Below are 25,035 nucleotides of genomic sequence, written 5' to 3' on the forward strand. Positions count from 1 at the left end.
CGCCCCCGCCCCGGCACGGTCCACCGCGCCGGGGCGGACGGCCGCCGGGCGCGGCTCACGCTCCCCGCATCTCCCACAGCAGCAGTTCCGCCGGCGCGTCCGCGGCGACCGCTGCGACGTCCTCGGTGCCCGTGAGGCGGGCCGCGTCGCCCGGGCCCAGGTCCTCGCCGTCCAGGGTCACCACGCCGCGCACCACGTGGACGTACACGTACGCGGCGTCCGGCACCGCCGTCCGCTCCCCCGCCGCCAGCCGGCGCACGTGCAGCATGGCACCCGCCTCCGGGAGGGCGTACGGGGTGGAGTCGGCGATGCCCCGCACGACCTGGTAGGACGGTTCGCCGCCCGGTTCGAGGGGGGCCAGCCACATCTGGAGGAAGACGAGGGGGACGGAGCCGTCGTTGCGCTCCACGTGGCGGACGCCGGACGCGGCGCTCAGGCGCTGGACGTCCCCGGGGCGGACCACCGTCTCCCGGCCCGTGGAGTCGCGGTGGGTCAGCTCGCCCTCCACCACCCAGGTCACGATCTCGGTGTGGCTGTGCGGATGCTCGCCGAAGCCGGCGCCGGGCGCGAGGCGCTCCTCGTTGCAGGCGATCACCGCGCCGAAGCGCAGGTTGTCCGGGTCGTAGTGCGACCCGAAGGAGAAGGCATGGCGGGTCTCGATCCCGGCCGCCGGATCGCCGCCCCGATAGCGCTCGCCGGAGCGCCGTACGTCCATCACGGAGTCCACCGTAGGCCCTGCCCGGCGGGTCAGGCCGCAGTGAGGCGACAGCAACGGATCGACGCCGGTGAGCGGGGTCCGGTGCGTGCAGCCGCAAGGCGGAGGAAGGCGTCGATGCGGAGCATCGACAACTGACGACAACGCCGCGGATGCGCGTGCCGGACCCCGCGTCTGCGGCGTGACCCGGCGGGCAGGGCCTGACCCTGCGACACGCGCGGCCGTCCCGATAAGGCAGTCTTGTCCCCGTGCCCGAACCCGAAACCAGTACCCACCGGCCCGCCGCACGTCCCGCCCACCCGCATGCCGCGACGCTGAAGCGGCTGGAGAAGTCGTCCGGGAGTCTCGCCGCGCAGGCGATCGCGCGGATGGACGAGACGCTGTCCTGGTACCGGGCCATGCCCCCGGAGAACCGTTCCTGGATCGGTCTGGTCGCACAGGCGGGCATCGCCGCGTTCACCGAATGGTTCCGGCGTCCCGACGCCCCCCAGGCCATCTCCACCGACGTGTTCGGCACCGCGCCGCGCGAGCTGACCCGGGCGATCACGCTGCGCCAGACCGTGGAGATGGTGCGCACCACCATCGAGGTCATGGAGTCCGCCATCGACGAGGTGGCGGCTCCCGGCGACGAGAACGTGCTGCGCGAGGCGCTCCTGGTGTACGCCCGGGAGATCGCCTTCGCCACCGCCCAGGTGTACGCGCAGGCCGCCGAGGCACGCGGTGCCTGGGACGCGCGCCTGGAGTCGCTGGTGGTGAACGCCGTGCTCAGCGGCGAGGCCGACGAGGGCGCCGTGTCGCGGGCCGCCGCGCTGGGCTGGAACTCGCCCGACCACGTGTGCGTACTGCTGGGCACCGCGCCCGACGGCGACTCCGAACTGACCGTGGAGGCCATCCGGCGGGCGGCCCGGCACGCCAAGCTGCAGGTGCTGACCGGGGTGCTCGGGGACCGGCTCGTGGTGATCGCCGGCGGCAGCGACAACCCGCTGGCCGTCGCGAAGTCGCTGATCGGACCGTACGCGGCCGGCCCGGTGGTCGCGGGCCCGGTGGTGCCGGACCTGCTGGCCGCGACCCGGTCCGCGCAGGCCGCCGCGGCGGGCCTCAAGGCCTGTTCCGCCTGGCAGGACGCCCCCCGCCCGGTACTGGCCGACGACCTGCTCCCGGAGCGGGCGATCGCCGGAGACCCTTCCGCGCGCGAGCAGTTGGTGGAGGAGATCTACAGACCGCTGGAGGAGGCCGGGGCCGCGCTCCTGGAGACGCTCAGCGTGTATCTCGAACAGGCCAGCAGCCTCGAAGGGGCGGCGCGCATGCTGTTCGTGCACCCCAACACCGTGCGTTACCGGCTCCGACGTGTGACAGACGTCACCGGATGGTCACCCTCCGATGTACGCTCGGCGTTCACGCTGCGGATCGCGCTCATCCTGGGGCGCCTGGTCGATGGCGATCTTCAGCCCTAGCCTTTTGTGGGGGCTCCACAAAACCCCCTGCTGTTCTTCGTCCTTGTCCTCACGGGCGGCCGTGGCCGTCCCCAAGAGAGAGTGTGAGAGTGCTCGTACTCGTCGCTCCCGGCCAGGGCGCCCAGACGCCCGGCTTCCTGACTGAATGGCTCGAACTCCCCGGTGCCGCCGACCGCGTCGCCGCGTGGTCGGACGCCATCGGACTCGACCTCGTCCACTACGGCACCAAGGCGGACGCGGACGAGATCCGTGACACGGCCGTCGCCCAGCCGCTGCTGGTCGCGGCCGGGCTGCTGTCCGCCTCCGCGCTCGGGGAGGTGGCACCGGGTGCCGTCGCCGGTCACAGCGTCGGTGAGATCACGGCCGCCGCTCTCGCGGGCGTGCTCGACGAGACCGCCGCGCTGTCCCTGGTCCGCAAGCGGGGTCTGGCCATGGCCGACGCCGCCGCGGTCACCGAGACGGGCATGGCAGCGCTGCTCGGCGGCGACCCCGAGGCGACCGTCGCGCACCTGGAGAAGCTGGGCCTGACCCCGGCGAACATCAACGGCGCGGGCCAGATCGTCGCGGCCGGCACCAAGGAGCAGCTCGCCGCACTGGAGGGGGACAAGCCCGAGGGCGTGCGCCGGGTCGTGATGCTCCAGGTCGCCGGTGCCTTCCACACCCACCACATGGGCCCCGCGGTGGACACCCTGGCGCGGGCGGCCGAGGCGCTGACGCCGGGCGACCCCCAGCTCACCTACGTGTCGAACAGGGACGGCGGGACGGTCGCCTCCGGTGCCGAGGTGCTGGAGCGGCTGGTCGGCCAGGTCGCCAACCCGGTCCGCTGGGACCTGTGCATGGAGACCTTCAAGGAGCTCGGTGTCACCGCCCTGCTGGAGGTCTGCCCCGGCGGCACCCTGACCGGTCTCGCCAAGCGCGCGCTGCCCGGCGTGCGGACGCTCGCCCTGAAGACCCCCGCCGACCTCGACGCGGCCCGCGAGCTCGTCGCCGAGCACACCGCCTGACCGCCCTAAGGAGCCGACCCGCATGGCGAAGATCAAGCCCAGCAAGGGCGCCCCGTACGCGCGCATCCTCGGCGTGGGCGGCTACCGTCCCACCAGGGTCGTGCCCAACGAGGTGATCCTGGAGACGATCGACTCGTCCGACGAGTGGATCCGGTCCCGCTCCGGCATCGAGACCCGGCACTGGGCCTCCCCCGAGGAGACCGTGGCGGCGATGTCGATCGAGGCCTCCGGCAAGGCCATCGCGGACGCCGGCATCGACGCCTCGCAGATCGGCGCCGTCGTCGTGTCGACGGTGTCGCACTTCAGCCAGACCCCGGCCGTCGCCACCGAGATCGCCGACAAGCTGGGCACGGACAAGGCCGCGGCCTTCGACATCTCGGCGGGCTGCGCGGGCTTCGGCTACGGGCTGACCCTGGCCAAGGGCATGGTGGTGGAGGGGTCGGCGGAGTACGTCCTCGTCATCGGCGTGGAGCGGCTCTCCGACCTGACCGACCTGGAGGACCGGGCCACGGCGTTCCTCTTCGGCGACGGCGCGGGCGCGGTCGTGGTCGGCCCGTCCCAGGAGCCGGCGATCGGCCCGACCGTGTGGGGCTCCGAGGGCGACAAGTCCGAGACGATCAAGCAGACGGTCCCGTGGGACCGCTTCAGGAGCGGTGACGTCTCCGAGCTGCCCCTCGACAGCGAGGGCAACGTCAAGTTCCCCGCGATCACGCAGGAGGGCCAGGCGGTGTTCCGCTGGGCCGTGTTCGAGATGGCGAAGGTCGCCCAGCAGGCGCTGGACGCGGCCGGGATCAGCCCGGACGACCTGGACGTCTTCATCCCGCACCAGGCCAACGTGCGGATCATCGACTCGATGGTGAAGACCCTGAAACTGCCGGAGCACGTCATGGTCGCCCGTGACATCCGCACCACCGGCAACACCTCGGCCGCCTCGATCCCGCTCGCGATGGAGCGGCTCCTGGCGACCGGCGAGGCGAAGAGCGGCGACACCGCGCTCGTCATCGGCTTCGGGGCGGGTCTCGTCTACGCCGCTACGGTCGTTACCCTCCCCTAGGCACTCCGTGCCGGATCATCGGTCCGGTACGCGATGCACCACCGTCACATCCCTGGAATCACAACGAAGGAGCGCCATCATGGCCGCCACTCAGGAAGAGATCGTCGCCGGTCTCGCGGAGATCGTGAACGAGATCGCCGGCATCCCGGTTGAGGACGTCCAGCTGGACAAGTCCTTCACCGACGACCTGGACGTCGACTCGCTGTCCATGGTCGAGGTCGTCGTCGCCGCCGAAGAGCGCTTCGACGTCAAGATCCCGGACGACGACGTCAAGAACCTCAAGACGGTCGGCGACGCGACCGACTACATCCTCAAGCACCAGGCCTGAGCCCTGCCGGGCCTTCCGTCCGTACGGGAGGCCCGGGGGCCGGGTGCCCCGGCCCCGCCACCCGGCGGTGGCGCCGTACGAATCCTCGTAGATCCGTTGGAGAGAGAATTCCGATGAGCCCGACCAATCGCACCGTGGTCGTCACCGGTATCGGCGCAACCACACCGCTGGGTGGCGACGCAGCCTCGACCTGGGAGGGCCTGATCGCCGGACGTTCCGGCGTCAAGCTCCTGGAGCAGGAGTGGGCCGCCGACCAGGCGGTCCGTATCGCGGCCCCGGTGGCCGTGGAGCCCACCGAGGTCATCCCCCGGCCGCAGGCCCGCCGGCTGGACCGCTCGGCGCAGTTCGCGCTGATCGCGGCCAAGGAGGCCTGGGCGGACGCCGGTTTCGAGGCGAAGGCCGGCGAGGACCCGAGCGTCGACCCGGACCGCCTCGGCGCGGTCATCGCCTCCGGCATCGGCGGTGTGACGACGCTGCTGGACCAGTACGACGTGCTGAAGGAGAAGGGCGTACGCCGGGTCTCCCCGCACACCGTCCCCATGCTGATGCCGAACGGCCCGTCCGCGAACGTGGGTCTCGCGGTGGGCGCCCGCGCGGGTGTGCACACCCCGGTCTCCGCGTGCGCGTCGGGCGCCGAGGCCATCGGCTACGCCATCGAGATGATCCGCACCGGGCGCGCCGACGTGGTCGTCGCGGGCGGTACGGAGGCGGCGATCCACCCGCTGCCGATCGCCGCGTTCGGCAACATGATGGCGATGTCGAAGAACAACGACGACCCCGCGGGCGCCTCGCGCCCCTACGACACCGGCCGTGACGGCTTCGTCATGGGCGAGGGCGCGGGTGTCGTCGTGCTGGAGTCCGCCGAGCACGCCGCCGCGCGCGGCGCCCGCGTGTACGCGGAGGCGGTCGGTCAGGGCATCTCGGCCGACGCCCACGACATCGTGCAGCCGGAGCCGGAGGGGCGGGGCATCTCGCACGCCCTGCAGAACCTGCTGGAGCGCACGGACCTGGATCCTGCGGAGATCGTGCACGTCAACGCGCACGCCACGTCGACGCCGGCGGGGGACATCGCCGAGCTGAAGGCGCTGCGGAAGGTGTTCGGGGACGACGCGGACCACATGGCGGTGTCCGCGACCAAGTCGATGACGGGGCATCTGCTCGGTGGCGCGGGCGGTGTGGAGTCGGTGGCCACCGTGCTGGCGCTGTACCACCGGGTGGCCCCGCCGACGATCAACGTCGAGAACCTCGACCCCGAGGCCGAGGCGAACGCGGACGTGGTGCGGGGCGAGGCGCGGAAGCTGCCCGTGGACGGGCGGATCGCCGCGCTGAACGACTCGTTCGGGTTCGGTGGACACAACGTGGTGCTGGCGTTCCGGTCCGTGTGACCTGCGCGTCGGCGGGCTGAAGGGCCTTCACCTCTTCGGGGGTGGGGGCCCTTTGCCGTTCGGGGCGCTGCGGGGGGTTCTGCGGGGGCGCTGCGGGGTGGGGGGCGGTGCGGGTGTGTCGTGGTGGCGCGCGCGGTTTCCCGCGGCCCTCCGGGGCGCGGGGAACCACGGGGGTTGCGTTCAGACGACCTGGTGGAGCCAGCGGACCGGGGCGCCCTCGCCTGCGTGGCGGAAGGGTTCCAGCTCGTCGTCCCAGGGCTTGCCGAGGAGCTTGGCGATCTCCACCTCCAGGTCGGTCTCACCGGTCCGGGAGCGGACCAGGGCGGCGCGCAGGCGGTCCTCGGGGATGAGGATGTCGCCGTGGACGCCGGTGACGGCGTGGAAGATGCCGAGGTCGGGCGTGCAGCTGTAGCGCTCGCCCTCGGTGGTGGCGAAGGGCTCGGCGGTGACCTCGAAGCGCAGCATCTGCCAGCCGCGCAGCGCGGAGGCGAGTTTCGAGGCGATGGCGGGCTGGCCCTGCCAGGAGAACTCCGAGCGCCAGGTGCCGGGGGCCGCGGGCTGGCGGATCCAGTCCAGGCTGACGCGCGTGCCGAGCACCCCGGCGACGGCCCACTCGACGTGCGGGCACAGCGCGCGGGGCGCGGAGTGCACGTACAGAACTCCACGAGTCGTCACCGGAACCTCCGGGCTGAGCGGGTCGTCTTCGATCGGGCGGAACGGCCGCGGCCCGCGCGGGCCGCGTTGATGGCGAGGCTACCGTGCGACGGCGCAAGGAGTGTGACGTACCGTCCGTCCCGGTGCCGGGAAACGCTCGCCTTTCACCCGGCAGGACGCCTGTACGGGTGGGGGACGTTGCTTTCGCACGGGCGCCGCGGACGGGCGGGAACTCCCGTGCGTTGTTAAGGGTTGGGGACGGAGAACGGTACGGCGCGGGGAGGCGACGGATGGAGCAGGCGACGCGGAGGGTGGCCCGGGCGCGGGCCGTGGCGGCCGTGGTGGCGGCCGCCACGCTCGGCGTGGCGGGCTGCGACGCGGTCGGGGGCGGCTCCCCCGCGCCCTCCGGCACGGCGGCGAAGGAGGGGCGGCCGTCCCCGAAGCCGACGCCCGTGTGGGACACCGGCCCGGACTCGGTCGCGGCCGTGGGCGACTCGATCACCACGGGGTTCGACGCCTGCGCGGTGCTGACGGACTGTCCGGAGGTGTCGTGGGCGACGGGCGGCAGTGAGCAGGTCGACAGTCTCGCGGTACGGCTGCTGGGCCGGACGCAGGCGGCCGCGCGGAGCTGGAACTACGCGGTGACCGGGGCCCGGATGGCGGATCTGCCGGGACAGATGGCGCGGGCGGTGCGGCGCTCGCCGGAGCTGGTCACGGTGATGGCGGGGGCGAACGACGCCTGTCGGGAGACCACCGCGGCGATGACGCCGGTGGCGGACTTCCGTGCCGACTTCCGGGAGACGATGCGCACGCTGCGCGAGGCACTGCCGAAGGCGCAGGTGTACGTGGCGAGCGTGCCGGACCTGAAGCGGCTGTGGTCCGAGGGCCGGACCAACGCGCTGGGCAAGCAGGTGTGGAAGCTGGGCATCTGCCCGTCGATGCTGGCCGACGCGGACGCCATGGACGCGGCGGCGACGCAGCGGCGCGAGACGGTGCACCAGCGGGTGCGGGAGTACAACGAGGTGCTGGAGGAGGTCTGCGCCGAGGACCGCCGGTGCCGCTCCGACGGCGGTGCGGTGCACGACTACCGTTTCGGCACCGGGCAGTTGAGCCGCTGGGACTGGTTCCATCCCAGCATCGACGGGCAGTCCGAGCTGGCCGGGATCGCCCACCGGACGGTCACGGCCCAGGAGCCGTGACCTATCGTTCCGCACATGAACGAACTCATCGGCACACTTTCCGACGGCGCGGCGGTGCACCGCTGGACCCTGCGGCGGGCGGGCGTGCGGGTACGGATCCTGACGTACGGCGGGATCGTGCAGGACGTCGAGGTGCCGGACCGGGACGGGCGTGCCGGCAACGTGGTGCTGGGGTTCTCCGGCCTGGACGGCTACCTCCGGCACCCGGAGCCCTTCCTGGGCGCCCTGATCGGCCGGTACGCCAACCGCATCGCGGGCGCGCGCTTCGCCCTGGACGGGCGCACCTACGCGCTGGAACCGAACAACGGGCCGAACTCGCTGCACGGGGGCGCCCGGGGCTTCGACAAGCGGGTGTGGGACGCGGAGCCGGTCGAGCACGGTGTGCGCCTCACCCTGGTCGCCGGACACGGCGAGGAGGGCTTCCCGGGCCGCCTGGAGGTGGCGGTGACGTACGCGCTGGACGAGCGGGGGGCGCTGCGGATCGCGTACGAGGCGGCGACGGGCGCGCCGACGCACGTCAACCTGACCAACCACACGTACTGGAACCTGTCCGGCTCCGGCAGCGCGGCCGGGCACGAGCTGCGGCTGGCGGCGTCCCGCTACACCCCGTCCGACGCGGACCTGATCCCCACCGGTGAGCTCGCCGACGTCTCCGGCACCCGCTTCGACTTCCGCGAGGCCCGCAGGACCGGGACGGGGTACGACGACAACTTCGTGCTCGACAAGGGGGTCACCCGGACCCCGGTGGAGGTGGCCGAGCTGTACGACCCGGCGTCCGGGCGGGTGCTGACGGTGGCGACCACCGAGCCCGGGATGCAGCTCTACACCGCGGACCACATCGGGGAGCCGTTCCTGCCCGGGGCCGGCGTCGCGCTGGAGACCCAGCACTTCCCCGACTCGCCGAACCGTCCGGAGTTCCCGAGCACGGTACTCCGGCCGGGCGAGGTGTACCGCTCGGAGACGGTGTACGGCTTCTCGGTGCGGTGACCGCCTCCCCGCACGCATGAGCCCCGGTCCGGGGTCAGGGTCCCGGGCCGGGGCTGCTCATGCGGGCACTTCCCGGATCCGACGGTAATCCCTGCCGGGGTCCGGCGGCCCTCGAAGAGACTGCCCGCTTCAATCCCGTACGAACCTTTCACATCTTTTCCCTGGGTGCCCCCACCCGGCCACGACCTCCGTCCCGGTCCCCGGAGGCGGGCCGGAACGGGCACGCTCGCGCCCCATGGCGTGGTCCGCTCCGGGCGGGTGATACTGCGGCCTCCAGCATCCAACCCGTACCCCACGACGACGGAAGGCCCCGACTCCCTTGATATCCCTCCGTGTTCGCACCGGCGCCATCGGCCTGGCCCTGTTGACGGGTCTCACCTCGCCCACGACCACCGCGACCGCCGCCGAGGCGCCGCCGGGTCCCACCGTCGAGGAGCTCCGGCTGGACGGGGCCGTCCCGCAGGAGATCCTCCGCCGTTCCGGGTTCGACACCGTGGCGGCGGACTTCGCCCGCGCTCTCGATCGCGCGCACTCCTACGAGCGGGCCCGGCGCACGGTCTCACGCGCGGGGGCGGAGCTCTGGCGCCGGGCCGTCGACCGGGCGCAGGGGCGGGGCCCGGCGGCAGGTGACCTGAGCCGGGACGACGACCGGCCGCTGTACTGGGCGCGGCTCGGCATGACGCGTGCCCTGCGCGCCTGGGACCCGGGCTTCCGGCTGGACGAGGAGCAGCGGGCGCGGCTGCTGGACGAGCTGGAGCGCGGCTCGCGCGGGCAGGACGACACCGGGTTCCCGCGCGGCAAGGGGATGAAGCGGGTGCTGGTGACCGGGTTCGACCCGTTCACCCTGGACCGGGACATCCGCATCTCCAACCCGTCGGGCGCCGTCGCGCTCGCCCTGGACGGCACGGTGATCCACACCCCGGACGGTCCGGCACGGATCGAGACGGCCGTGTTCCCGGTGCGCTGGCGGGACTTCACCGCGCAGGCGGTGGAGCGGGCGCTGCGGCACCGGCTGCCGCAGGCCGACCTGTTCACGACGGTGAGCCAGGGCCGGGTGGGCCGGTTCGACATCGAGCGCACCAACGGGGCCTGGCGGGGCGGCTTCGGGGACAACGAGAACACCGGCCGCCCCGAGACGGTCCCGGTGACCGACCCGGCCTCGCAGCCGCAGTGGACGTCGACCACGCTGCCGTACGCGGAGATCGTCGCCGCGGACACCGGACGGTTCCCCGTGTACGACAACACGAGCGTGACGGAGATCCCGGCGGGCGGCACCGAGCCGGTGGTCCGGCCCCAGGGCCCCACCCCCGGGTCGACCGCACGCGCCGGGGGCGGCGGGGACTACCTGTCCAACGAGATCGCCTACCGGGCGACGCTGCTGCGTGACCGGCTGGGCCTGCGCGAGGAGCTGCCGGGCGGGCACGTGCACACGCCCGTCCTGCAGTTCGGGGCCGGGAACACCACCGCGATCACCGATCCCGAGTTCGTACGGAACCGGCTGGACATCATCTCCCAGGTGCGGTCGATCGTGACGGTGGCGGTCAGTGCGACGGAGCGAACGCGAGGCTGACGCCGAGACCGGCCAGGACGGACCCGATCACCTTGTTGAGGACCTTCTGGCCGCGCAGCATCAGGGTGCGCATCCGGTCGTGCGAGAAGAACACCGCGACGACGCCGAACCACAGCAGGTGGGTCAATGACATGAACAGGCCGTAGCCCACCTGCTGGAGGGCGGGGGTGGCGGGGCTGACGACCTGGGCGAAGGTGGAGACGACGAAGAGGGTCGTCTTCGGGTTGAGCACGTTGGTGAGGAAGCCGGTGCGCAGGGCGGCGAGGGGCGTCAGTCCGTTCCCCTCGTCCAGGTCGACGGTGACCTCGGTGCGGGTGCGGAAGGTGCGGACACCGATGTACACGAGGTAGGCGGCGCCCGCGAGCTTGACGACGGTGAACAGGAAGGCGGAGGAGGCGATCAGCAGCCCCACGCCGAGCATGGTGTAGGTGACGTGCACCAGGACGCCGGCGGCGACGCCGGCGGCGGCGAGGAGTCCGGTGCGGCGGCCGTGGAGGTAGCTGCCGCGCACCACCATGGCGAAGTCGGCGCCCGGGGCGACGACCGCGAGGACGGTGATGACCGCCACGGCGAGGACTTCCGTCACGGGGTGACGCCCAGCTCCTCGGGCCCGGCCGGCGCGGCGGGGCCGGCCGTCTCCTCACCGAGCAGGTCGCGCGCCATGAGGGTGGCCCCGGCGACGGCGCCCGGCATCAGGAACACGGCGACGAAGGGGACGACGAACGCGACGGCCAGGGGCGTGCCGAAGCCCCAGACGAGGGTCTTGCGGGACCGCAGCAGCCCGAGCCGCTCGCGCAGTTCGATCCGCCGGCGCTGGAGTGCGACGGCGGTGAGTTCCTCGGTGAGGAAGAACCCGGTGACGAAGAAGCCGATCACCGGGACGACGGTCTGGCCGGCCACCGGGACGAACCCGAGGGCGAACAGCAGCACGGCCCAGACGAGGGCGCGGGCGACGATGCGGAGGCTGTCCCGGCCCGAGATCCACAGTTCGCGCAGCAGGGGCAGGCCGGACTCGGGGGCGGTGCCGTCGGGCGAGACGTCCCGGTCGACCTTCTCCGAGAGGCTCTCGTAGAACGGCTGGCCGACGAGCAGGGTCATCGCGGTGAAGGTGATCACCGACAGCAGGAGGCCGAGGGCGAACAGCACGGCGGTGAGGAAGCCGCGGAACAGGCCGTCCCAGGGGCTCGGCCAGTCGTCGGCGAAGGGGGTGGCCCAGGTGACGAAGTCCGCGCCCCAGAGGGCGAGGGCGATCAGCGCCGCCGCGTAGAGGACCAGGGTGACCAGGCCAGGGAGCAGGCCGAAGCCGTACTGTTTGCCGTGCCGGGCCACCCACTTCTGGCCCTTCAGCAAGTACCGGAAACCCACCCCTAGATCGCGCATGGGAGCACTGTATCGAGGGGTGGGCGGGGTGGTTCGGGCAGCCGTCCGTCAGAGCTTGACGATCATCTTTCCGGTGTTGTCTCCGCGCAGGACCCCGAGGAAGGCCTCCAGGTTGTTCTCGATGCCCTCGACGACCGTCTCGCGGTACTTCAGCTCGCCCGAGCGGACCCAGGGCCCGACCTCCTGGACGAACTGCGGCTGGAGGTCGTAGTGGTCGCCGACGAGGAAGCCCTCGATGCGGCCCCGGGTCTGGATCAGCCGGGCGAGGTTCTTCGGGCCGGGCGCCGGCTCGGTGTTGTTGTAGACGGAGATCGCTCCGCAGACCGCGATGCGGCCGTCCCGGTTGAGCGACCCGATGGCCGCCTCCAGGTGGTCGCCGCCCACGTTGTCGAAGTACACGTCGACCCCGTCCGGGGCGGCGGCGCGCAGCTGCTCGCTCACGGGGCCGTTCTTGTAGTTGAACGCGGCGTCGAAGCCGTACTCCTCGACGAGGAGCTTGACCTTCTCGTCGGAGCCGGCGGAGCCGATCACCCGCGAGGCGCCCTTGAGCCTGGCGATCTGCCCGACCTGGCTGCCGACGGCGCCCGCGGCACCGGAGACGAAGACGGAGTCGCCCTCCTTGAAGGAGGCGGTGCGCAGCAGGCCGGCGTAGGCGGTGAGCCCGGTCATGCCCAGCACGCCCAGGTACGTCGAGAGCGGCGCGGCGTCCGGGTCCACCGTGACGGCGTTCTTCGCGTCCACGACGGCGTACTCGCGCCAGCCGAAGAAGTGCAGGACGTGGTCGCCGACGGCGATCCCCTCGGCGTTCGAGGCGACGACCTCGCCGACGGCACCGCCCTGCATGGCCTTGCCGAGCTCGTACGGGGCGACGTAGGACTTGGCGGCACTCATCCGGCCGCGCATGTACGGGTCGACGGAGAGGTACTCGTTCCGCACCAGTACCTGCCCCTCACCGGGGGTGGGCACCTCCGCCTCGACGAGGGCGAAGTCCTCGGGCTTCGGCCAGCCGACGGGACGGCTCAGCAGGTGCCACTCGCGGCCGGTGGCGGGGGGCGTGGGGGCGTCGGACATGGGCTGGCACCTTCCTGGAAATGCTTCATTACCTGAAACAACCATGCGGCTGAATATTTCAGGATGTCAAGCAAGTGGGTACCCTGGAGAGCATGGCCACACCCCGCGACACGCCCAGCCGCCCCGACGCCCTCACCCTGGAGGTCGTCGAACTCATCGGCGCGGTGGTGGCCCGCTACCACGAGGAGTACGAGGAGGCCGCCGCCGGGCACGCCCTGACCGGCGCGCAGGCGCGGCTGCTGAGCCTGCTGTCCCTGGAGCCGCTGCCCATGCGCAAGCTGGCGCAGCGGCTGAAGTGCGAGCCGTCGAACGTCACCGGCATCGTCGACCGCCTGGAGTCACGGGGTCTGGCGGAGCGCCGCCCGGACCCGGCGGACCGGCGGGTGAAGCTGGCGGCGGCGACCGACGAGGGGCGGCGGGTGGCGCGCGGCCTCCAGGAGTCCCTGCGGTTCGCCCGCGCACCGCTCGCCGGGCTGTCGGAGCCGGAGCGGGTGGCCTTGCGGGACGCCCTGCGCCGCATGCTGAGCCCGGGCTGACCGCCGCGCGCGGCGCCGGGGGCCGGCGCGGCCTCCCGGCTCGCGCGGGCCCGGAGCACGCCGGGGGCGGCACGCCCCCCGGCTCACGCGGGCCCGGAGCACTCCGGGAGCGCCGGACGGCTCACGTGCACCACCACAGGAAGCGGTCGCAGGTCTCGGACGGCTCGGGCTCCGGTGCGGGCTCCTCGGTGGTCGGGGCCGGGTCCGGCGTCTCCGGTCCGGACGGCGGCTGCGCCGGCGGAGCCGTCGTCGGGTCGGCCGGCGGCGCTTCCGCGGGCGCGGACGAGGTGTCCTCCTCCTCGGGTTCCTCCTCCTCCGCCTCCCCGGACTCCTCGTCCCGCGGTGACGCGGAGGCCGAGGGTGACCCGGACGCCGAGGGGCCGGGCGAGTCCTGTGGCGCCCGCACGTCCACGGCTCCACTCGGCGACTCCTCCGGCTCCACCTCGGCGGAGCCGCCGTCGGGCGACTCCTCCCCGGCCACCGCGGGCTCCGGCTTCGATCCGGGTATCTCCAGGCCGAGTTCGGCGAGGCTCAGCGCACCGGCCGCCAGGACGAAGCCCGCCGCGATCAGCAGCGTGCGGTTGCGCCTGCGGCGGTGCGCGGCGGCCTTGCGGTCCCGGCGGCTCTGCCCCTCCGAGGGGTCCTCGTCCGCGGATCCGCGCCCGCGCCCCTGCCGCCGGGCCGCCCGCCGCCCCGGCGGCGTCCCGTCGCCGTACTCCCCGCCGGACGCTTCGGCGCGTTCCCCGGCGGGCTCCTGGGCACGCGTCCCGACGGGTTCTTCGGGCGGCGTTCCGACGGGCTCCTCGGCCGGCGCCGTTCCCGTGTCCCCGGCGGTCCCGGCCCCGCCCTCCCCGTAGCCCGGGGGCACGGCGGGCTCCGGTGGCTGCTGGAGGCGGAGCGTCTCCACGGGCGTGCCGCAACCGGGGCAGGCCAGGGCGCCGTTGAGGTGCCGTCGGCACGGGTGGCAAAAGTCCATGACGCGGGAAGGTTAGGTTCCGGTCCGGTCCGGTTCCTAGGCCTTGCTGTGAAGGTTTGGTGCGGACCAATGCCCATAGGTTTCGAAACTGTCGAAACCGTTGTGCGCGCGACCCATTGACACCCCCACCACGCCGTCCTTACTGTCACGCCAGCATTTCGAACGTGTGACGAAATATCGAACACGTCGAACCGCAGGCACCGAAGACAGGTCCACAACCGCAGCGAGGGGCGAACTGCCGTGCGCATCACCGGAATCAGCACACACGTGGTCGGGACGCCGTGGCGCAACCTGACGTACGTCCAGGTGCACACCGACGAGGGAATCACCGGAGTCGGCGAGACCAGGATGCTGGGGCACACCGACGCCCTCCTGGGTTACCTGAAGGAAGCCGAGGTCAACCACATTCTCGGCTCGGATCCGTTCGCTGTCGAGGACCTTGTCCGCCGGATGAAGTACGGCGACTACGGCCGCGCGGGCGAGATCGTGATGTCCGGCATCGCCGTCGTCGAGATGGCCTGCTGGGACATCAAGGGCAAGGCCCTCGGCGTGCCCGTGTGGCAGCTGCTCGGCGGCAAGGTCACCGACAAGGTCAAGGCGTACGCCAACGGCTGGTACACCACCGAGCGCACCCCGGAGGCGTACCACAAGGCGGCGCGGGCGGTGATGGAGCGCGGCTACCGGGCGTTGAAGATCGACCCGTTCGGCATCGGCCACTTCGAACTCGACCACCGGCAGACCCTGTACGCGGTCTCCCTGATCGAGGCGGTGCGCGACGCCATCGGCCCCGACGCCGAACTCATGCTGGAGATGCACGGCCGCTTCTCCCCCGCCACCGCCGTCCGCCTCGCGCACGAGCTGGCACCGTTCAAGCCGGCCTGGCTGGAGGAGCCGGTGCCGCCGGAGAACCTCAAGGCGCTGGAGAAGGTGGCCGCGAAGGTCGACATGCCCCTCGCCACCGGCGAGCGCATCCACGACCGCATCGAGTTCCGCGAACTCTTCGAGAGCCAGGCGGTCGACATCCTCCAGCCGGACGTCGGCCACATCGGCGGCATCTGGGAGACCCGCAAGCTCGCGGCGACCGCCGAGACCCACTACATGCTGGTCGCCCCGCACAACGTCGGCGGCCCGGTGCTCACCGCCGCGTCCCTCCAGGTCGGCTTCACCTCCCCGAACTTCAAGATCCTGGAGCACTTCAACGACTTCGCGGACGCGGAGATCAAGAAGGTCGTCAAGGGCGCCCCCCAGGTGGACCCGGAGGACGGCTGCTTCCACCTCTCCGACGCCCCCGGGCTCGGCGTGGAGCTGGACGTCGACGCGGCGGCCGAGTTCCCGCAGCAGCAGGCCCGGTTCGACCTGTGGGCCGAGGGCTGGGAGCAGCGCAAGCCCAAGGGGACGAAGTGAGCACCGCCGTCGTCGTCGAGGCACCGGGCGAGCACCGCCTGGTCCCGCACGAGCCCCGCGACCCCGCGCCCGGCGAGGCGCTCGTCCGGGTGCACGCGGCCGGCATCTGCGGCAGCGACCGGGAGGTCTACCAGGGCAACCGGCCCGAGGGGTACGTGCGTTACCCGCTGACGCCGGGACACGAGTGGTCCGGCACCGTCGAGCGGGTGGGCGCGGGGGTGCCGCAGTCGCTCACCGGCCGCAGGGTCGTCGGTGAGGGCTTCCGCAACTGCCAGGTCTGCGACCGCTGCCACGCCGGTGAGACGACGCTGTGCGCGGCCGGCTACGAGGAGACCGGGTTCACCCAGCCGGGCGCCATGGCCGCCACGCTGACCCTGCCGGCCCGGCTGCTGCACGTCCTCCCGGACGACGCCGACCTGAGCGCCGCCGCGCTGCTGGAGCCGGCCGCCTGCGTCGCGGCCGCCGCGCTGAAGGCGAACGCCGTGCCCGGTGAGCGGGTCGCGGTGGTCGGCACCGGCACCCTGGGCATGTTCGCGGTGCAGTTCCTGCGGGCGGCCTCTCCCGCCGAACTGCTGGTGGTCGGCACCCGGGGCGACCGCGAGGCGCTGTCGCGGCGGTTCGGGGCGACCGGCTTCCGCACCAAGGACGGGCCCCTCCCGGGCGATTTCGACGTGGTGATCGAGACCGCCGGGTCCGCGGACGCGGCCCGTACCGCGGCCTCGCTGCTGCGCCGGGGCGGGCGGCTGGTCCTGACCGGCATCCCGGCGCCGGGCGCCGACGGGCTCGACCCGACCGACCTGGTCGTGCGGCAGCTGGAGGTGCACACCGTCTTCGGCGCGCCGCCGGACGCCTGGGCGCACACCGTGCGGGTGTTCGCCGCCGGGCTGCTCGACCCGCTGCCGCTGGTGACCCACGAACTGCCGCTCGCCCGGTTCCCCGAGGCCATCGAGCTGGTGGGCTCGGGCGATCCGGAGGTGGGCAAGGTCCTGCTGCGCCCCTGACCGTACGCCGGTACGAGGGCGACCCGACGGCCCCCGTACCGGCGTACCCCCTCCGCCGCTCCCCTCTTCGCCCCGGACCCGCCCGGCCCGTATCCCGGGTCGCGAACCTCGTCCGACATATCGAACACGAAGGACACCCCGTGACCGACGCTTCCGCCAAGGCGCCCCGCCGGCCCGGCGAGCGGGCGCTCGCCGCGCTCGGCCTGGACGCACCCGCCCTCGACCCCGCCGACGCCTCACCGCACGCCTTCCCCGGTGGTGGCCGCTGGCGCACCGAGATCCCCTCGTGCGAGGGGCCCGAGGCGCTGGCGGTGGTGCTGAAGGAGGCCTCCCGCCTCGACGTGCCGATCCACCGGATCAGCCAGGGCAGCGGCGTCTGGATGCTGACCGACACCGAGATCACCGAGATGGTGGAGTCCACCGCGGAGCGGGACATCGAGCTCTGCCTGTTCACCGGCCCCCGCGGCACCTGGGACATCGGCGGCTCCACCCGGACCGACTCGAACGGCGCGGGGCTGCGCGCCCGGGGACACGACGCGGTCGCCGGCTGCGTCGAGGACGCGGTGCGGGCCACGGAGCTGGGCGTGAAGTGCCTGCTCGTCGCGGACGAGGGCGTGCTGTGGACGCTGCACCGGGCGCGGACGGCCGGGCTGCTGCCCGCCGACACCACGCTGAAGGTCTCGGCGCTCGTCGGACCGGTCAACCCGGCCTCGTACGCGGTCTACGAGCGGCTCGGCGCGGACTCCGTCAACGTGCCCAGCGACCTGACGCTGGCCCATCTCACCGAGATCCGGCGGGTGTCGGCCGCCCCGATGGACATGTACATCGAGGCCCCGGACGACCTGGGCGGCTACGTGCGGATGTACGAGGTCGCCGAGCTGATCCGGCGGGGAGCCCCGCTGTACCTGAAGTTCGGCCTGGCGAAGGCGCCCGGGATCTATCCGTACGGGCACCACATGCGGGAGCTGACCCTGGCGACCGCGAAGGAGCGCGTGCGGCGCGGCCGGCTGGCCCTGGACCTGCTCGCCCGCCACGGCGCGGACGGCGACATGGCACCGCTCGGCTCCCGGCTCCCCGGCGACCTGCACCGTTTCGAAACTCCGTCATAACGTTCCGGAAAAGCGACTTCACAGAAGCAGACACAGCCGCGCACAATCCCACACACCTGATCTCGGCCCTCCGGCTCCACCTCCCCCCGCAGACGCCTCGACCGACCCCGCCCACAGACATCAAGGATGATGATCATGCGTAATCGCAGAGCCGCACTCGCCGCCGCGGCCACGGCCGCCTCCCTCGCCCTCACCCTCACCGCCTGCGGGCAGAACAGCGAGGGCGGCAGCGAGGACGACAAGGGAGGCTCCGAGGGAGCCACCATCGGCGTCGCGATGCCGACCAAGTCCTCCGAGCGCTGGATCGCCGACGGCAACAACGTCGTCGAGAACCTCAAGTCCAAGGGCTACAAGACCAAGCTGGTCTACGGCGAGGACGACCCCGACCAGCAGGTCTCGCAGATCGAGAACCTGATCACGCAGGGCGTGGACGCGCTGATCGTCGCCGCCATCGACAACAAGTCCATGAACAACGTGCTGCAGCAGGCCAAGGACGCCGACATCCCGGTGATCTCCTACGACCGCCTGATCCTCGGCACGGAGAACGTGGGCTACTACGCCTCCTTCGACAACGAGAAGGTCGGCGAGCTCCAGGGCACCTACATCGTCGAGAAGCTCGGCCTGAAGGACGGCAGCAAGAAGGGCCCCTTCAACATCGAGCTGTTCGCCGGCTCCAACGACGACAACAACACCCGCTACTTCTTCCAGGGCGCCATGAACGTCCTGAAGCCCTACATCGACAAGAAGCAGCTCGTCGTGAAGTCCCGGCAGACCGAGCTGAACCAGGTCACCACCCTGCGCTGGGACGGCGGCACCGCCCAGAAGCGCATGGACGACATCCTGACCTCGGCCTACCGCAGCGACCGGGTGGACGCGGTGCTCTCGCCGTACGACGGCATCTCCATCGGCATCCTGTCGTCCCTGAAGTCGGACGGCTACGGCTCGGCGAGCAAGCCGCTGCCGGTCGTCACCGGCCAGGACGCCGAGGTCGCCTCGGTGAAGTCCATCATCGCCGACGAGCAGTCGATGACCGTCTACAAGGACACCCGCGAACTCGCCCGGGTCGCCTCCGACATGGTCGACGCGCTGCTCAACGACAAGAAGCCCGAGACCAACGACACCGAGACCTACGACAACGGTGCCAAGGTCGTCCCGGCCTTCCTCCTGGAGCCGGTCGCGGTCGACAAGGAGAACTACCAGAAGGTCGTCGTCGACTCCGGCTACATCAAGCAGAGCGACCTCAACTGACCCCCGCCCACCCCTGACTGGAAGGCACGACCATGGCGGGACCCGTCCTGGAAATGCGCTCGATCGTCAAGACCTTTCCCGGCGTCAAGGCGCTGTCGGACGTCACCCTGACCGTCCGGCAGGGCGAGGTCCACGCCATCTGCGGCGAGAACGGCGCCGGCAAGTCGACCCTGATGAAGGTCCTCTCCGGCGTCCACCCGCACGGCACCTACGAGGGGGAGGTCCTCTTCGAGGAGGAGGTCTGCCGGTTCAAGGACATCCGGGCCAGCGAGCAGCACGGCATCGTGATCATCCACCAGGAGCTGGCCCTGGTGCCCTATCTGTCCATCGCCGAGAACATCTTCCTCGGCAACGAGCACGCCACCCGCGGTTTCATCAACTGGAACGAGACCCTCAGGCACGCGGCCGAACTGCTGCGCCGGGTGGGGCTCGACGAGCACCCCGAGACCCGCGTCGCCGACATCGGTGTGGGCAAGCAGCAGCTGGTGGAGATCGCCAAGGCGCTGTCGAAGAAGGTGAAACTGCTCATCCTCGACGAGCCGACCGCGGCGCTCAACGACGAGGACAGCGGCAAGCTCCTCGACCTGATCCTCCAGCTGAAGGAACAGGGCATCACCTCCATCATCATCTCCCACAAGCTGAACGAGATCCGCCGGGTCGCCGACTCGGTGACGATCCTGCGCGACGGGCGGACCATCGAGACGCTCGACGTGAAGGCCGCCGCCACCAGCGAGGACCGGATCATCAGCGGCATGGTCGGCCGGGACCTGGAGCACCGCTTCCCGGAGCGGACCCCGCACCACCCGGAGGAGGGCACCGCCCCCGCCCTGGAGGTCCGCAACTGGACCGTGCACCACCCCATCGACCAGCAGCGCAAGGTCGTCGACGACGTGTCGCTGACGGTCCGGCGCGGCGAGATCGTCGGCATCGCCGGCCTGATGGGCGCCGGCCGCACCGAGCTCGCCATGAGCATCTTCGGCCGCACCTACGGCCGGTACGCGGGCGGCACGGTCCTCAAGGACGGCCGGGAGATCCGGACGAGGACCGTCCCGGACGCGGTCGGGCACGGCATCGCGTACGTCACCGAGGACCGCAAGCACTACGGCCTGAACCTCATCGACACCATCAACCGCAACATCTCGCTCAGCGCCCTCGGGAAGGTCGCCCGCCGGGGTGTGGTGGACGAGCACGAGGAGCGGCAGGTCGCCGAGGGCTTCCGGAAGTCGATGAACATCAAGGCGCCGACGGTGTTCGAGCCGGTGGGCAAGCTGTCCGGCGGCAACCAGCAGAAGGTCGTGCTCAGCAAGTGGATCTTCGCGGGTCCCGACGTGCTGATCCTCGACGAGCCGACCCGCGGCATCGACGTCGGCGCCAAGTACGAGATCTACACGGTCATCGACCAGTTGGCCGCCCAGGGCAAGGCGGTCGTCTTCATCTCCTCCGAGCTGCCCGAGCTGCTCGGCATGTGCGACCGCATCTACACGATGGCCGCAGGACGGCTGACCGGTGAGTTCTCGCGGGCCGAGGCCTCCCAGGAATCGCTGATGCGTCAGATGACGAAGGACAAAGAGGTATCCCGATGAGCACAGTCACCGACAAGACCCCGGCCGCCGCGCCGCCGGGCCGGAACGGATCGGGTGACGGCCTGCTCCAGCTGATGCTGGACGGTATGCGCCGCAACATGCGGCAGTACGGCATGCTGATCGCGCTCGGCCTGATCGTGGCGCTGTTCGCGGTGTGGACCGACGGCGACCTGCTGCTGCCGCGCAACGTCTCCAACCTGGTGCTCCAGAACAGCTACATCCTGATCCTCGCGATCGGCATGATGCTGGTCATCATCGCGGGCCACATCGACCTGTCGGTCGGCTCGCTGACCGCGTTCGTCGGCTCCATGGCCGCGGTGTTCATGGTCAGGAACGACATACCGTGGCCGCTCGCGGTGGTGCTGTGCCTGCTGGTGGGCGCCATCGCGGGAGCGATCCAGGGCTGGTTCATCGCCTACGGCGGCATACCGTCGTTCATCGTGACCCTCGCGGGCATGCTCACCTTCCGCGGTCTCACCGAGATCTTCCTTGAGGGGCAGACCCTCGGCCCCTTCCCCAAGGGCCTGCAGAAGGTCGCCAACGGCTTCATGCCCGAGGTCGGTCCCGAGACGAACTACCACAACCTCACCCTGCTCCTCGGTCTCGCCCTGATCGGGCTCGTCGTCCTCCAGGAGGTCCGCGACCGCCGGCGCCAGAAGGAGTTCGCCCTCGACGTCCTGCCGGCCAAGCTGTTCCTGCTCAAGCTCGTCGCGCTCGCCTCCGCCGTTCTCGTGGTGACGATGCTGCTGGCCAGCTACAAGGGCGCCCCGATCGTGCTGCTGATCCTCGGCGCGCTGCTCGTCGGCTTCGGCTACGTGATGCGCAACGCCGTCATCGGCCGCCACATCTACGCCATCGGCGGCAACCTGCCCGCGGCCAAGCTGTCGGGCGTGCGGGACAAGAAGGTCACCTTCCTGGTGTTCCTGAACATGGGCATGCTCGCGGCCCTGGCGGGTCTGGTCTTCGCCGCCCGCTTCAACGCGGCCTCTCCCAAGGCCGGACTCAACTTCGAGCTGGAGGCCATCGCGGCCGCCTTCATCGGCGGCGCGTCGATGGCCGGCGGTGTCGGCACGGTCCTCGGCGCGATCATCGGCGGCCTGGTCCTGGGCGTGCTGAACAACGGTATGAACCTCGTCGGCATCGGCACCGACTGGCAGCAGGTCATCAAGGGCCTGGTCCTGCTGGCGGCGGTCGGCTTCGACGTGTGGAACAAGCGCAAGGTCGGTTCGTAAGTCAGCCCCGGGCCCCGCCGGACGGCGGGGCCCCTTCCCTTCCGGGAGCGGCACATGGAACTGAACAGACGCACGGTCATCGCGGGAGCCGGAGCGGCGGCGGCCGGTGTGGCCGCCGGCTCCGCCTTCGGCGGGACGGCCCACGCCTCACCGGGCCGGGGGAAGCCGGCGCGCAGCCTCTTCGGCCGGCTCGCCGACGGCACCAAGGTCCACAGCTGGTCACTGGAGAACGGCGGGACCCGCATGCGGGTCCTCTCCTACGGCGGCATCGTCCAGTCCCTGGAGATCCCCGACCGCCGCGGCCGGCACGCCAACGTCTCCCTCGGCTTCGACACCCTCGAGGAGTACGTCGCCTCCAGCCCGTACTTCGGCGCCCTGATCGGCCGCTACGGCAACCGCATCGGCCGGGGCCGCTTCACCCTCGACGGCAAGGAGTACCAGCTCTCCGTCAACGACGGCGAGAACAGCCTGCACGGCGGCGCACAGGGCTTCGACAAGCGGGTCTGGGACGTCGAGCCCTTCACCCGCGGCTCGGACGTCGGCCTCCACCTGTACTACACCGCCGTCGACGGGGAGATGGGCTACCCGGGCACCCTGCGCACCAAGGTCACCTACACCCTCACCCGCGGCGGCGACTGGCGTGTCGACTACGAGGCCACCACCGACAAGCCCACCGTCGTCAACCTCACCAGCCACGTCTACTGGAACCTCGCCGGTGAGGGCAGCGGCTCGGTGTACGACCACGAGCTGTCCATCGCCGCCTCCCGCTACACGCCGGTCGACTCCGGACTGATCCCCACCGGCGAACTGGCGCGGGTCGCGGGCACCCCCTTCGACTTCCGCCGTGCCAAGCCGGTCGGCCGGGACATCCGCACCGCGCACCAGCAGGTGCTGTACGGGCAGGGCTTCGACCACAACTGGGTGCTGGACAAGGGCATCACCACGCGTCCCGAGCACGCCGCCACCCTGCGCGACCCGGCCTCCGGCCGCACCCTGCGCATCGCCACCGGCGAGCCGGGGCTCCAGTTCTACTCCGGCAACTTCCTCGACGGCACCCTCGTCGGCAGCGGCGGCCGGGTGTACCGGCAGGGCGACGGACTGTGCCTGGAGACCCAGCACTTCCCCGACGCGCCGAACCGGCCGTCGTTCCCGTCGACCGTGCTGCGGCCGGGAGAGACCTACCGGACGACGACGGTCCACTCGTTCCGGGCGTGAGCCCCCGTCACGCGCCGCCGTCACATTCTCCTCACATGAGCTGAACGGCGGCGCGCGCCGCTCCGTACTCCTGGGTGGCCCGTGCTCCCCCGCGCGGGCCACCCAGGCATGACGGTCCCGACACGTCCCCGGCGGGCCCGCCGTACACGGAGGTTCCATGGCCGACAACGTCGCCTCGTTGTTCCGCAGCACCGCGGCGCACAGTCCGTCGATGGCGGCGCTGGCACGGGAGAGCGACGGGGCCGGGCCGGTGGACTTCTGCATCCCCTGCAATCCGTACTTCCCCACCCCCGCCATGTTCGAGGACATGGCGGCGCGGCTGCGCGACATCATCACGTACTACCCGAGCGGCGCCGACACCATCACCGCCGAGCTGTGCAGCCTGCTGCAGCTCCCGCCGCAGTGCGTGGCGATGGGCAACGGTTCGACGGAGCTGATCACCTGGATCGACCACCTCCTGGTCCGGGAGTCCCTCGCCGTGCCCGTCCCGACCTTCGGCCGCTGGACCGACCAGCCCATGGAGACGGGCAAGCGGGTCGACATGTTCCCGCTCCAGGAGTCCGGCGGCTTCGCCCTCGACCTGGCGCAGTACGCGGAGTTCATCCGGGCCCGGGGGACCCGGGTGGCGGTGATCTGCAACCCGAACAACCCCGACGGCGGCTTCCTGCACAAGCACGCGGTGGTGCAGTTCATGGACGCGATGGCCGACCTGGACCTGGTGGTGATCGACGAGTCGTTCCTGGAGTTCGCCGACGCCGAGGTGGAACCGTCGGTGGTGCAGGAGGCGATGCTGCGGCCCAACGTCATCGTGCTGCGCAGCCTGGGGAAGAACTTCGGCCTGCACGGCATCCGCTTCGGCTACCTGGTCGCCAACCCGGCGCTCGCGGGCAGGATCCGCTCCATGCTCCCCAAGTGGAACCTCAACTCCTTCGCCGAGCACGTGGTGTTCATGCTGAAGGAGCACGGCGCCGAGTACGCGCAGAGCCTGCACCAGGTGCGCCGCGACCGGATGGACATGTCCGGCCAGCTCTCCTCGCTGCCCGGGCTGACGGTCTACCCGTCCCAGGGCAACTTCCTCTTCGTGCGCCTGCCCGTGGGCGCCGAGGGAACCGTGGTCCGGGACCGGATGCTCACCGAGCACCGGATCCTGGTCCGCGAGTGCGGCAACAAGATCGGCTCGTCCAGCCGCTTCCTGCGTCTCGTGGTGCGCCCCCAGGTGGACGTACGCCGCCTGGTGTCCGGCCTGGAACAGGTGCTCTACGGGACGTCCAGGAGGGGAGCCGCCGTGCCCGAGCAGGCCGGCGGGACCGGCTACAGCTCGGGTACGGCGGCGGTGGACCGCCTGGTGAGCGAGACCAACGGCGCCGGCATGCGGGGACTCGCCGCGCAGGCCGCCGCTCCGGGGCTCGCCGCCGCTCCGGGCGCCGGCACCGGCATGCCGCTCCCCGCCGCCGCGTCCACCGTCACGGCGGACCCGGCCGGCGGGATGCCGGTGCCGGCCGCGGCGTCGGCGGGGGCGCCGGGTCTTCCGCAGCCGGCGACCCAGCCCGTCGACCGGCCGGTACCGCAGGCGGTGCCGCAGCCGGCGTCGCAGGTCGTACCGCAGCCGGTACCGCAGGTGGTGCCGCAGCCCGCGCCCCAGCAGTTCCCGGAGCCGCTTCCGCAGCCCGTGCCGATGCCCGCCCAGCCGCTCGCCCCGCCCGCCCAGCCACTCGCCCCGGCCGCCTCGGCACCGATGCCCGCTGCGGCGTACCCGGCACCGACCCCGCCCGGCGTCCCCGCCCGCGGCGGCCTGACAGCCGCCCAGGTCAGGGGCACCGACGGCCTCTCCATGGCCCCGGCGACGGGCTGGCCGGGCCCCCAGACCGCCTGGCCCAACGCCGCCGGGATGGGCCAGGCACTCTGAGCCCCACCGGGGCAGCCTCTCGGG

23 protein-coding genes are annotated in these 25,035 nt (G+C 71.9%); 17 read left to right on the forward strand and 6 right to left on the reverse strand.

What is annotated here, in order from left to right:
• Positions 1–55 precede the first annotated feature (55 nt).
• On the reverse strand, positions 56–715 hold the full coding sequence (locus IE118_RS02890; RefSeq protein WP_189556060.1) for a pirin family protein: 660 nt from the start codon (positions 713–715) through the stop codon (positions 56–58).
• 248 nt (positions 716–963) lie between these two features.
• Here IE118_RS02890 and fasR point away from each other — a divergent pair, with 248 nt between their 5' ends.
• From fasR to fabF, 5 genes are all read left to right on the forward strand, one after another.
• Complete coding sequence (gene fasR, locus IE118_RS02895) at positions 964–2,169, forward strand: fatty acid biosynthesis transcriptional regulator FasR (protein ID WP_189555621.1); 1,206 nt, start codon at positions 964–966, stop codon at positions 2,167–2,169.
• Between the two features lie 89 nt (positions 2,170–2,258).
• Positions 2,259–3,173 (forward strand): ACP S-malonyltransferase, encoded by a 915-nt coding sequence (locus tag IE118_RS02900; protein WP_189555622.1) that lies wholly within the window; start codon positions 2,259–2,261, stop codon positions 3,171–3,173.
• A gap of 22 nt (positions 3,174–3,195) precedes the next feature.
• Positions 3,196–4,227 carry a ketoacyl-ACP synthase III gene (locus IE118_RS02905; protein WP_189555623.1) on the forward strand — a complete coding sequence of 344 codons (1,032 nt, stop codon included), beginning with the start codon at positions 3,196–3,198 and terminating at the stop codon, positions 4,225–4,227.
• A gap of 79 nt (positions 4,228–4,306) precedes the next feature.
• Positions 4,307–4,555, forward strand: coding sequence for an acyl carrier protein (locus IE118_RS02910; protein WP_004931691.1), 249 nt, complete (start codon positions 4,307–4,309; stop codon positions 4,553–4,555).
• Positions 4,556–4,668: 113 nt separating this feature from the next.
• Positions 4,669–5,940, forward strand: a complete 1,272-nt coding sequence (gene fabF / locus IE118_RS02915; RefSeq protein WP_189555624.1) for a beta-ketoacyl-ACP synthase II — start codon at positions 4,669–4,671, stop codon at positions 5,938–5,940.
• Between the two features lie 180 nt (positions 5,941–6,120).
• Here fabF and IE118_RS02920 read toward each other — a convergent pair whose 3' ends face one another.
• Positions 6,121–6,615 (reverse strand): DUF3145 domain-containing protein, encoded by a 495-nt coding sequence (locus IE118_RS02920; RefSeq protein WP_189555625.1) that lies wholly within the window; start codon positions 6,613–6,615, stop codon positions 6,121–6,123.
• Positions 6,616–6,884: 269 nt separating this feature from the next.
• On the opposite strand from IE118_RS02920, the gene IE118_RS02925 reads away from it, so the two are divergent.
• From IE118_RS02925 to IE118_RS02935, 3 genes are all read left to right on the forward strand, one after another.
• Positions 6,885–7,793: an SGNH/GDSL hydrolase family protein gene (locus IE118_RS02925; protein ID WP_189555626.1), complete on the forward strand. Its 909-nt coding sequence runs from the start codon at positions 6,885–6,887 to the stop codon at positions 7,791–7,793.
• Positions 7,794–7,808: 15 nt separating this feature from the next.
• Positions 7,809–8,780 carry an aldose epimerase family protein gene (locus IE118_RS02930; protein ID WP_189555627.1) on the forward strand — a complete coding sequence of 324 codons (972 nt, stop codon included), beginning with the start codon at positions 7,809–7,811 and terminating at the stop codon, positions 8,778–8,780.
• Between the two features lie 319 nt (positions 8,781–9,099).
• The gene (locus tag IE118_RS02935; protein WP_189555628.1) at positions 9,100–10,350 is read left to right on the forward strand and encodes a pyroglutamyl-peptidase I; all 1,251 of its coding nucleotides are present in this window, start codon (positions 9,100–9,102) and stop codon (positions 10,348–10,350) included.
• Here the strand turns inward: IE118_RS02935 and IE118_RS02940 are convergent.
• Genes IE118_RS02940 through IE118_RS02950 form a run of 3 tightly spaced genes read right to left on the reverse strand, consistent with a single transcriptional unit; the run spans position 10,322 to position 12,801 of the window.
• Positions 10,322–10,936, reverse strand: coding sequence for a LysE family translocator (locus tag IE118_RS02940; protein WP_189555629.1), 615 nt, complete (start codon positions 10,934–10,936; stop codon positions 10,322–10,324). The genes IE118_RS02935 and IE118_RS02940 overlap by 29 nt on opposite strands.
• Positions 10,933–11,730, reverse strand: coding sequence for an EI24 domain-containing protein (locus IE118_RS02945; protein ID WP_189555630.1), 798 nt, complete (start codon positions 11,728–11,730; stop codon positions 10,933–10,935). Before IE118_RS02945 ends, IE118_RS02940 begins: the two co-directional genes overlap by 4 nt.
• Before the next feature lie 48 nt (positions 11,731–11,778).
• Complete coding sequence (locus IE118_RS02950) at positions 11,779–12,801, reverse strand: NADP-dependent oxidoreductase (protein WP_189555631.1); 1,023 nt, start codon at positions 12,799–12,801, stop codon at positions 11,779–11,781.
• A 92-nt stretch (positions 12,802–12,893) separates the two neighbouring features.
• Here IE118_RS02950 and IE118_RS02955 point away from each other — a divergent pair, with 92 nt between their 5' ends.
• Positions 12,894–13,337, forward strand: a complete 444-nt coding sequence (locus tag IE118_RS02955) for a MarR family winged helix-turn-helix transcriptional regulator (RefSeq protein ID WP_189555632.1) — start codon at positions 12,894–12,896, stop codon at positions 13,335–13,337.
• A gap of 121 nt (positions 13,338–13,458) precedes the next feature.
• Here IE118_RS02955 and IE118_RS02960 read toward each other — a convergent pair whose 3' ends face one another.
• Positions 13,459–14,313, reverse strand: coding sequence for an SCO2400 family protein (locus tag IE118_RS02960; protein WP_189555633.1), 855 nt, complete (start codon positions 14,311–14,313; stop codon positions 13,459–13,461).
• A gap of 240 nt (positions 14,314–14,553) precedes the next feature.
• Between IE118_RS02960 and IE118_RS02965 the strand changes: the two genes are divergently transcribed.
• From IE118_RS02965 to IE118_RS03000, 8 genes are all read left to right on the forward strand, one after another.
• Positions 14,554–15,717: a mandelate racemase/muconate lactonizing enzyme family protein gene (locus IE118_RS02965; RefSeq protein ID WP_189555634.1), complete on the forward strand. Its 1,164-nt coding sequence runs from the start codon at positions 14,554–14,556 to the stop codon at positions 15,715–15,717.
• Positions 15,714–16,718 (forward strand): zinc-dependent alcohol dehydrogenase, encoded by a 1,005-nt coding sequence (locus IE118_RS02970; RefSeq protein ID WP_189555635.1) that lies wholly within the window; start codon positions 15,714–15,716, stop codon positions 16,716–16,718. Before IE118_RS02965 ends, IE118_RS02970 begins: the two co-directional genes overlap by 4 nt.
• Before the next feature lie 140 nt (positions 16,719–16,858).
• The gene (locus IE118_RS02975) at positions 16,859–17,827 is read left to right on the forward strand and encodes a hypothetical protein (RefSeq protein WP_189555636.1); all 969 of its coding nucleotides are present in this window, start codon (positions 16,859–16,861) and stop codon (positions 17,825–17,827) included.
• 135 nt (positions 17,828–17,962) lie between these two features.
• The gene (gene chvE / locus IE118_RS02980; RefSeq protein WP_189555637.1) at positions 17,963–19,075 is read left to right on the forward strand and encodes a multiple monosaccharide ABC transporter substrate-binding protein; all 1,113 of its coding nucleotides are present in this window, start codon (positions 17,963–17,965) and stop codon (positions 19,073–19,075) included.
• 32 nt (positions 19,076–19,107) lie between these two features.
• The gene (mmsA, locus tag IE118_RS02985) at positions 19,108–20,658 is read left to right on the forward strand and encodes a multiple monosaccharide ABC transporter ATP-binding protein (protein WP_189555638.1); all 1,551 of its coding nucleotides are present in this window, start codon (positions 19,108–19,110) and stop codon (positions 20,656–20,658) included.
• Positions 20,655–21,890 carry a multiple monosaccharide ABC transporter permease gene (gene mmsB / locus IE118_RS02990; RefSeq protein ID WP_189555639.1) on the forward strand — a complete coding sequence of 412 codons (1,236 nt, stop codon included), beginning with the start codon at positions 20,655–20,657 and terminating at the stop codon, positions 21,888–21,890. The genes mmsA and mmsB overlap by 4 nt, the downstream gene beginning before the upstream one ends.
• Before the next feature lie 54 nt (positions 21,891–21,944).
• On the forward strand, positions 21,945–23,105 hold the full coding sequence (locus tag IE118_RS02995; protein WP_189555640.1) for an aldose epimerase family protein: 1,161 nt from the start codon (positions 21,945–21,947) through the stop codon (positions 23,103–23,105).
• Positions 23,106–23,262: 157 nt separating this feature from the next.
• Positions 23,263–25,011: a pyridoxal phosphate-dependent aminotransferase gene (locus IE118_RS03000; RefSeq protein WP_189555641.1), complete on the forward strand. Its 1,749-nt coding sequence runs from the start codon at positions 23,263–23,265 to the stop codon at positions 25,009–25,011.
• The last annotated feature ends 24 nt before the right edge of the window (positions 25,012–25,035 follow it).

The sequence above is a fragment of the Streptomyces pilosus genome, assembly GCF_014649835.1.
Lineage (GTDB): Bacteria > Actinomycetota > Actinomycetes > Streptomycetales > Streptomycetaceae > Streptomyces > Streptomyces pilosus.

Coding starts and splice junctions, on each gene's coding strand:
- IE118_RS02890 (WP_189556060.1), bottom strand. CDS start 715: ATGGACGTACGGCGCTCCGGCGAGCGCTATCGGGGCGGCGATCCGGCG.
- IE118_RS02905 (WP_189555623.1), top strand. CDS start 3,196: ATGGCGAAGATCAAGCCCAGCAAGGGCGCCCCGTACGCGCGCATCCTC.
- IE118_RS02910 (WP_004931691.1), top strand. CDS start 4,307: ATGGCCGCCACTCAGGAAGAGATCGTCGCCGGTCTCGCGGAGATCGTG.
- fabF (WP_189555624.1), top strand. CDS start 4,669: ATGAGCCCGACCAATCGCACCGTGGTCGTCACCGGTATCGGCGCAACC.
- IE118_RS02925 (WP_189555626.1), top strand. CDS start 6,885: ATGGAGCAGGCGACGCGGAGGGTGGCCCGGGCGCGGGCCGTGGCGGCC.
- IE118_RS02930 (WP_189555627.1), top strand. CDS start 7,809: ATGAACGAACTCATCGGCACACTTTCCGACGGCGCGGCGGTGCACCGC.
- IE118_RS02945 (WP_189555630.1), bottom strand. CDS start 11,730: ATGCGCGATCTAGGGGTGGGTTTCCGGTACTTGCTGAAGGGCCAGAAG.
- IE118_RS02950 (WP_189555631.1), bottom strand. CDS start 12,801: ATGTCCGACGCCCCCACGCCCCCCGCCACCGGCCGCGAGTGGCACCTG.
- IE118_RS02955 (WP_189555632.1), top strand. CDS start 12,894: ATGGCCACACCCCGCGACACGCCCAGCCGCCCCGACGCCCTCACCCTG.
- IE118_RS02960 (WP_189555633.1), bottom strand. CDS start 14,313: ATGGACTTTTGCCACCCGTGCCGACGGCACCTCAACGGCGCCCTGGCC.
- chvE (WP_189555637.1), top strand. CDS start 17,963: ATGCGTAATCGCAGAGCCGCACTCGCCGCCGCGGCCACGGCCGCCTCC.
- mmsA (WP_189555638.1), top strand. CDS start 19,108: ATGGCGGGACCCGTCCTGGAAATGCGCTCGATCGTCAAGACCTTTCCC.
- mmsB (WP_189555639.1), top strand. CDS start 20,655: ATGAGCACAGTCACCGACAAGACCCCGGCCGCCGCGCCGCCGGGCCGG.
- IE118_RS02995 (WP_189555640.1), top strand. CDS start 21,945: ATGGAACTGAACAGACGCACGGTCATCGCGGGAGCCGGAGCGGCGGCG.
- IE118_RS03000 (WP_189555641.1), top strand. CDS start 23,263: ATGGCCGACAACGTCGCCTCGTTGTTCCGCAGCACCGCGGCGCACAGT.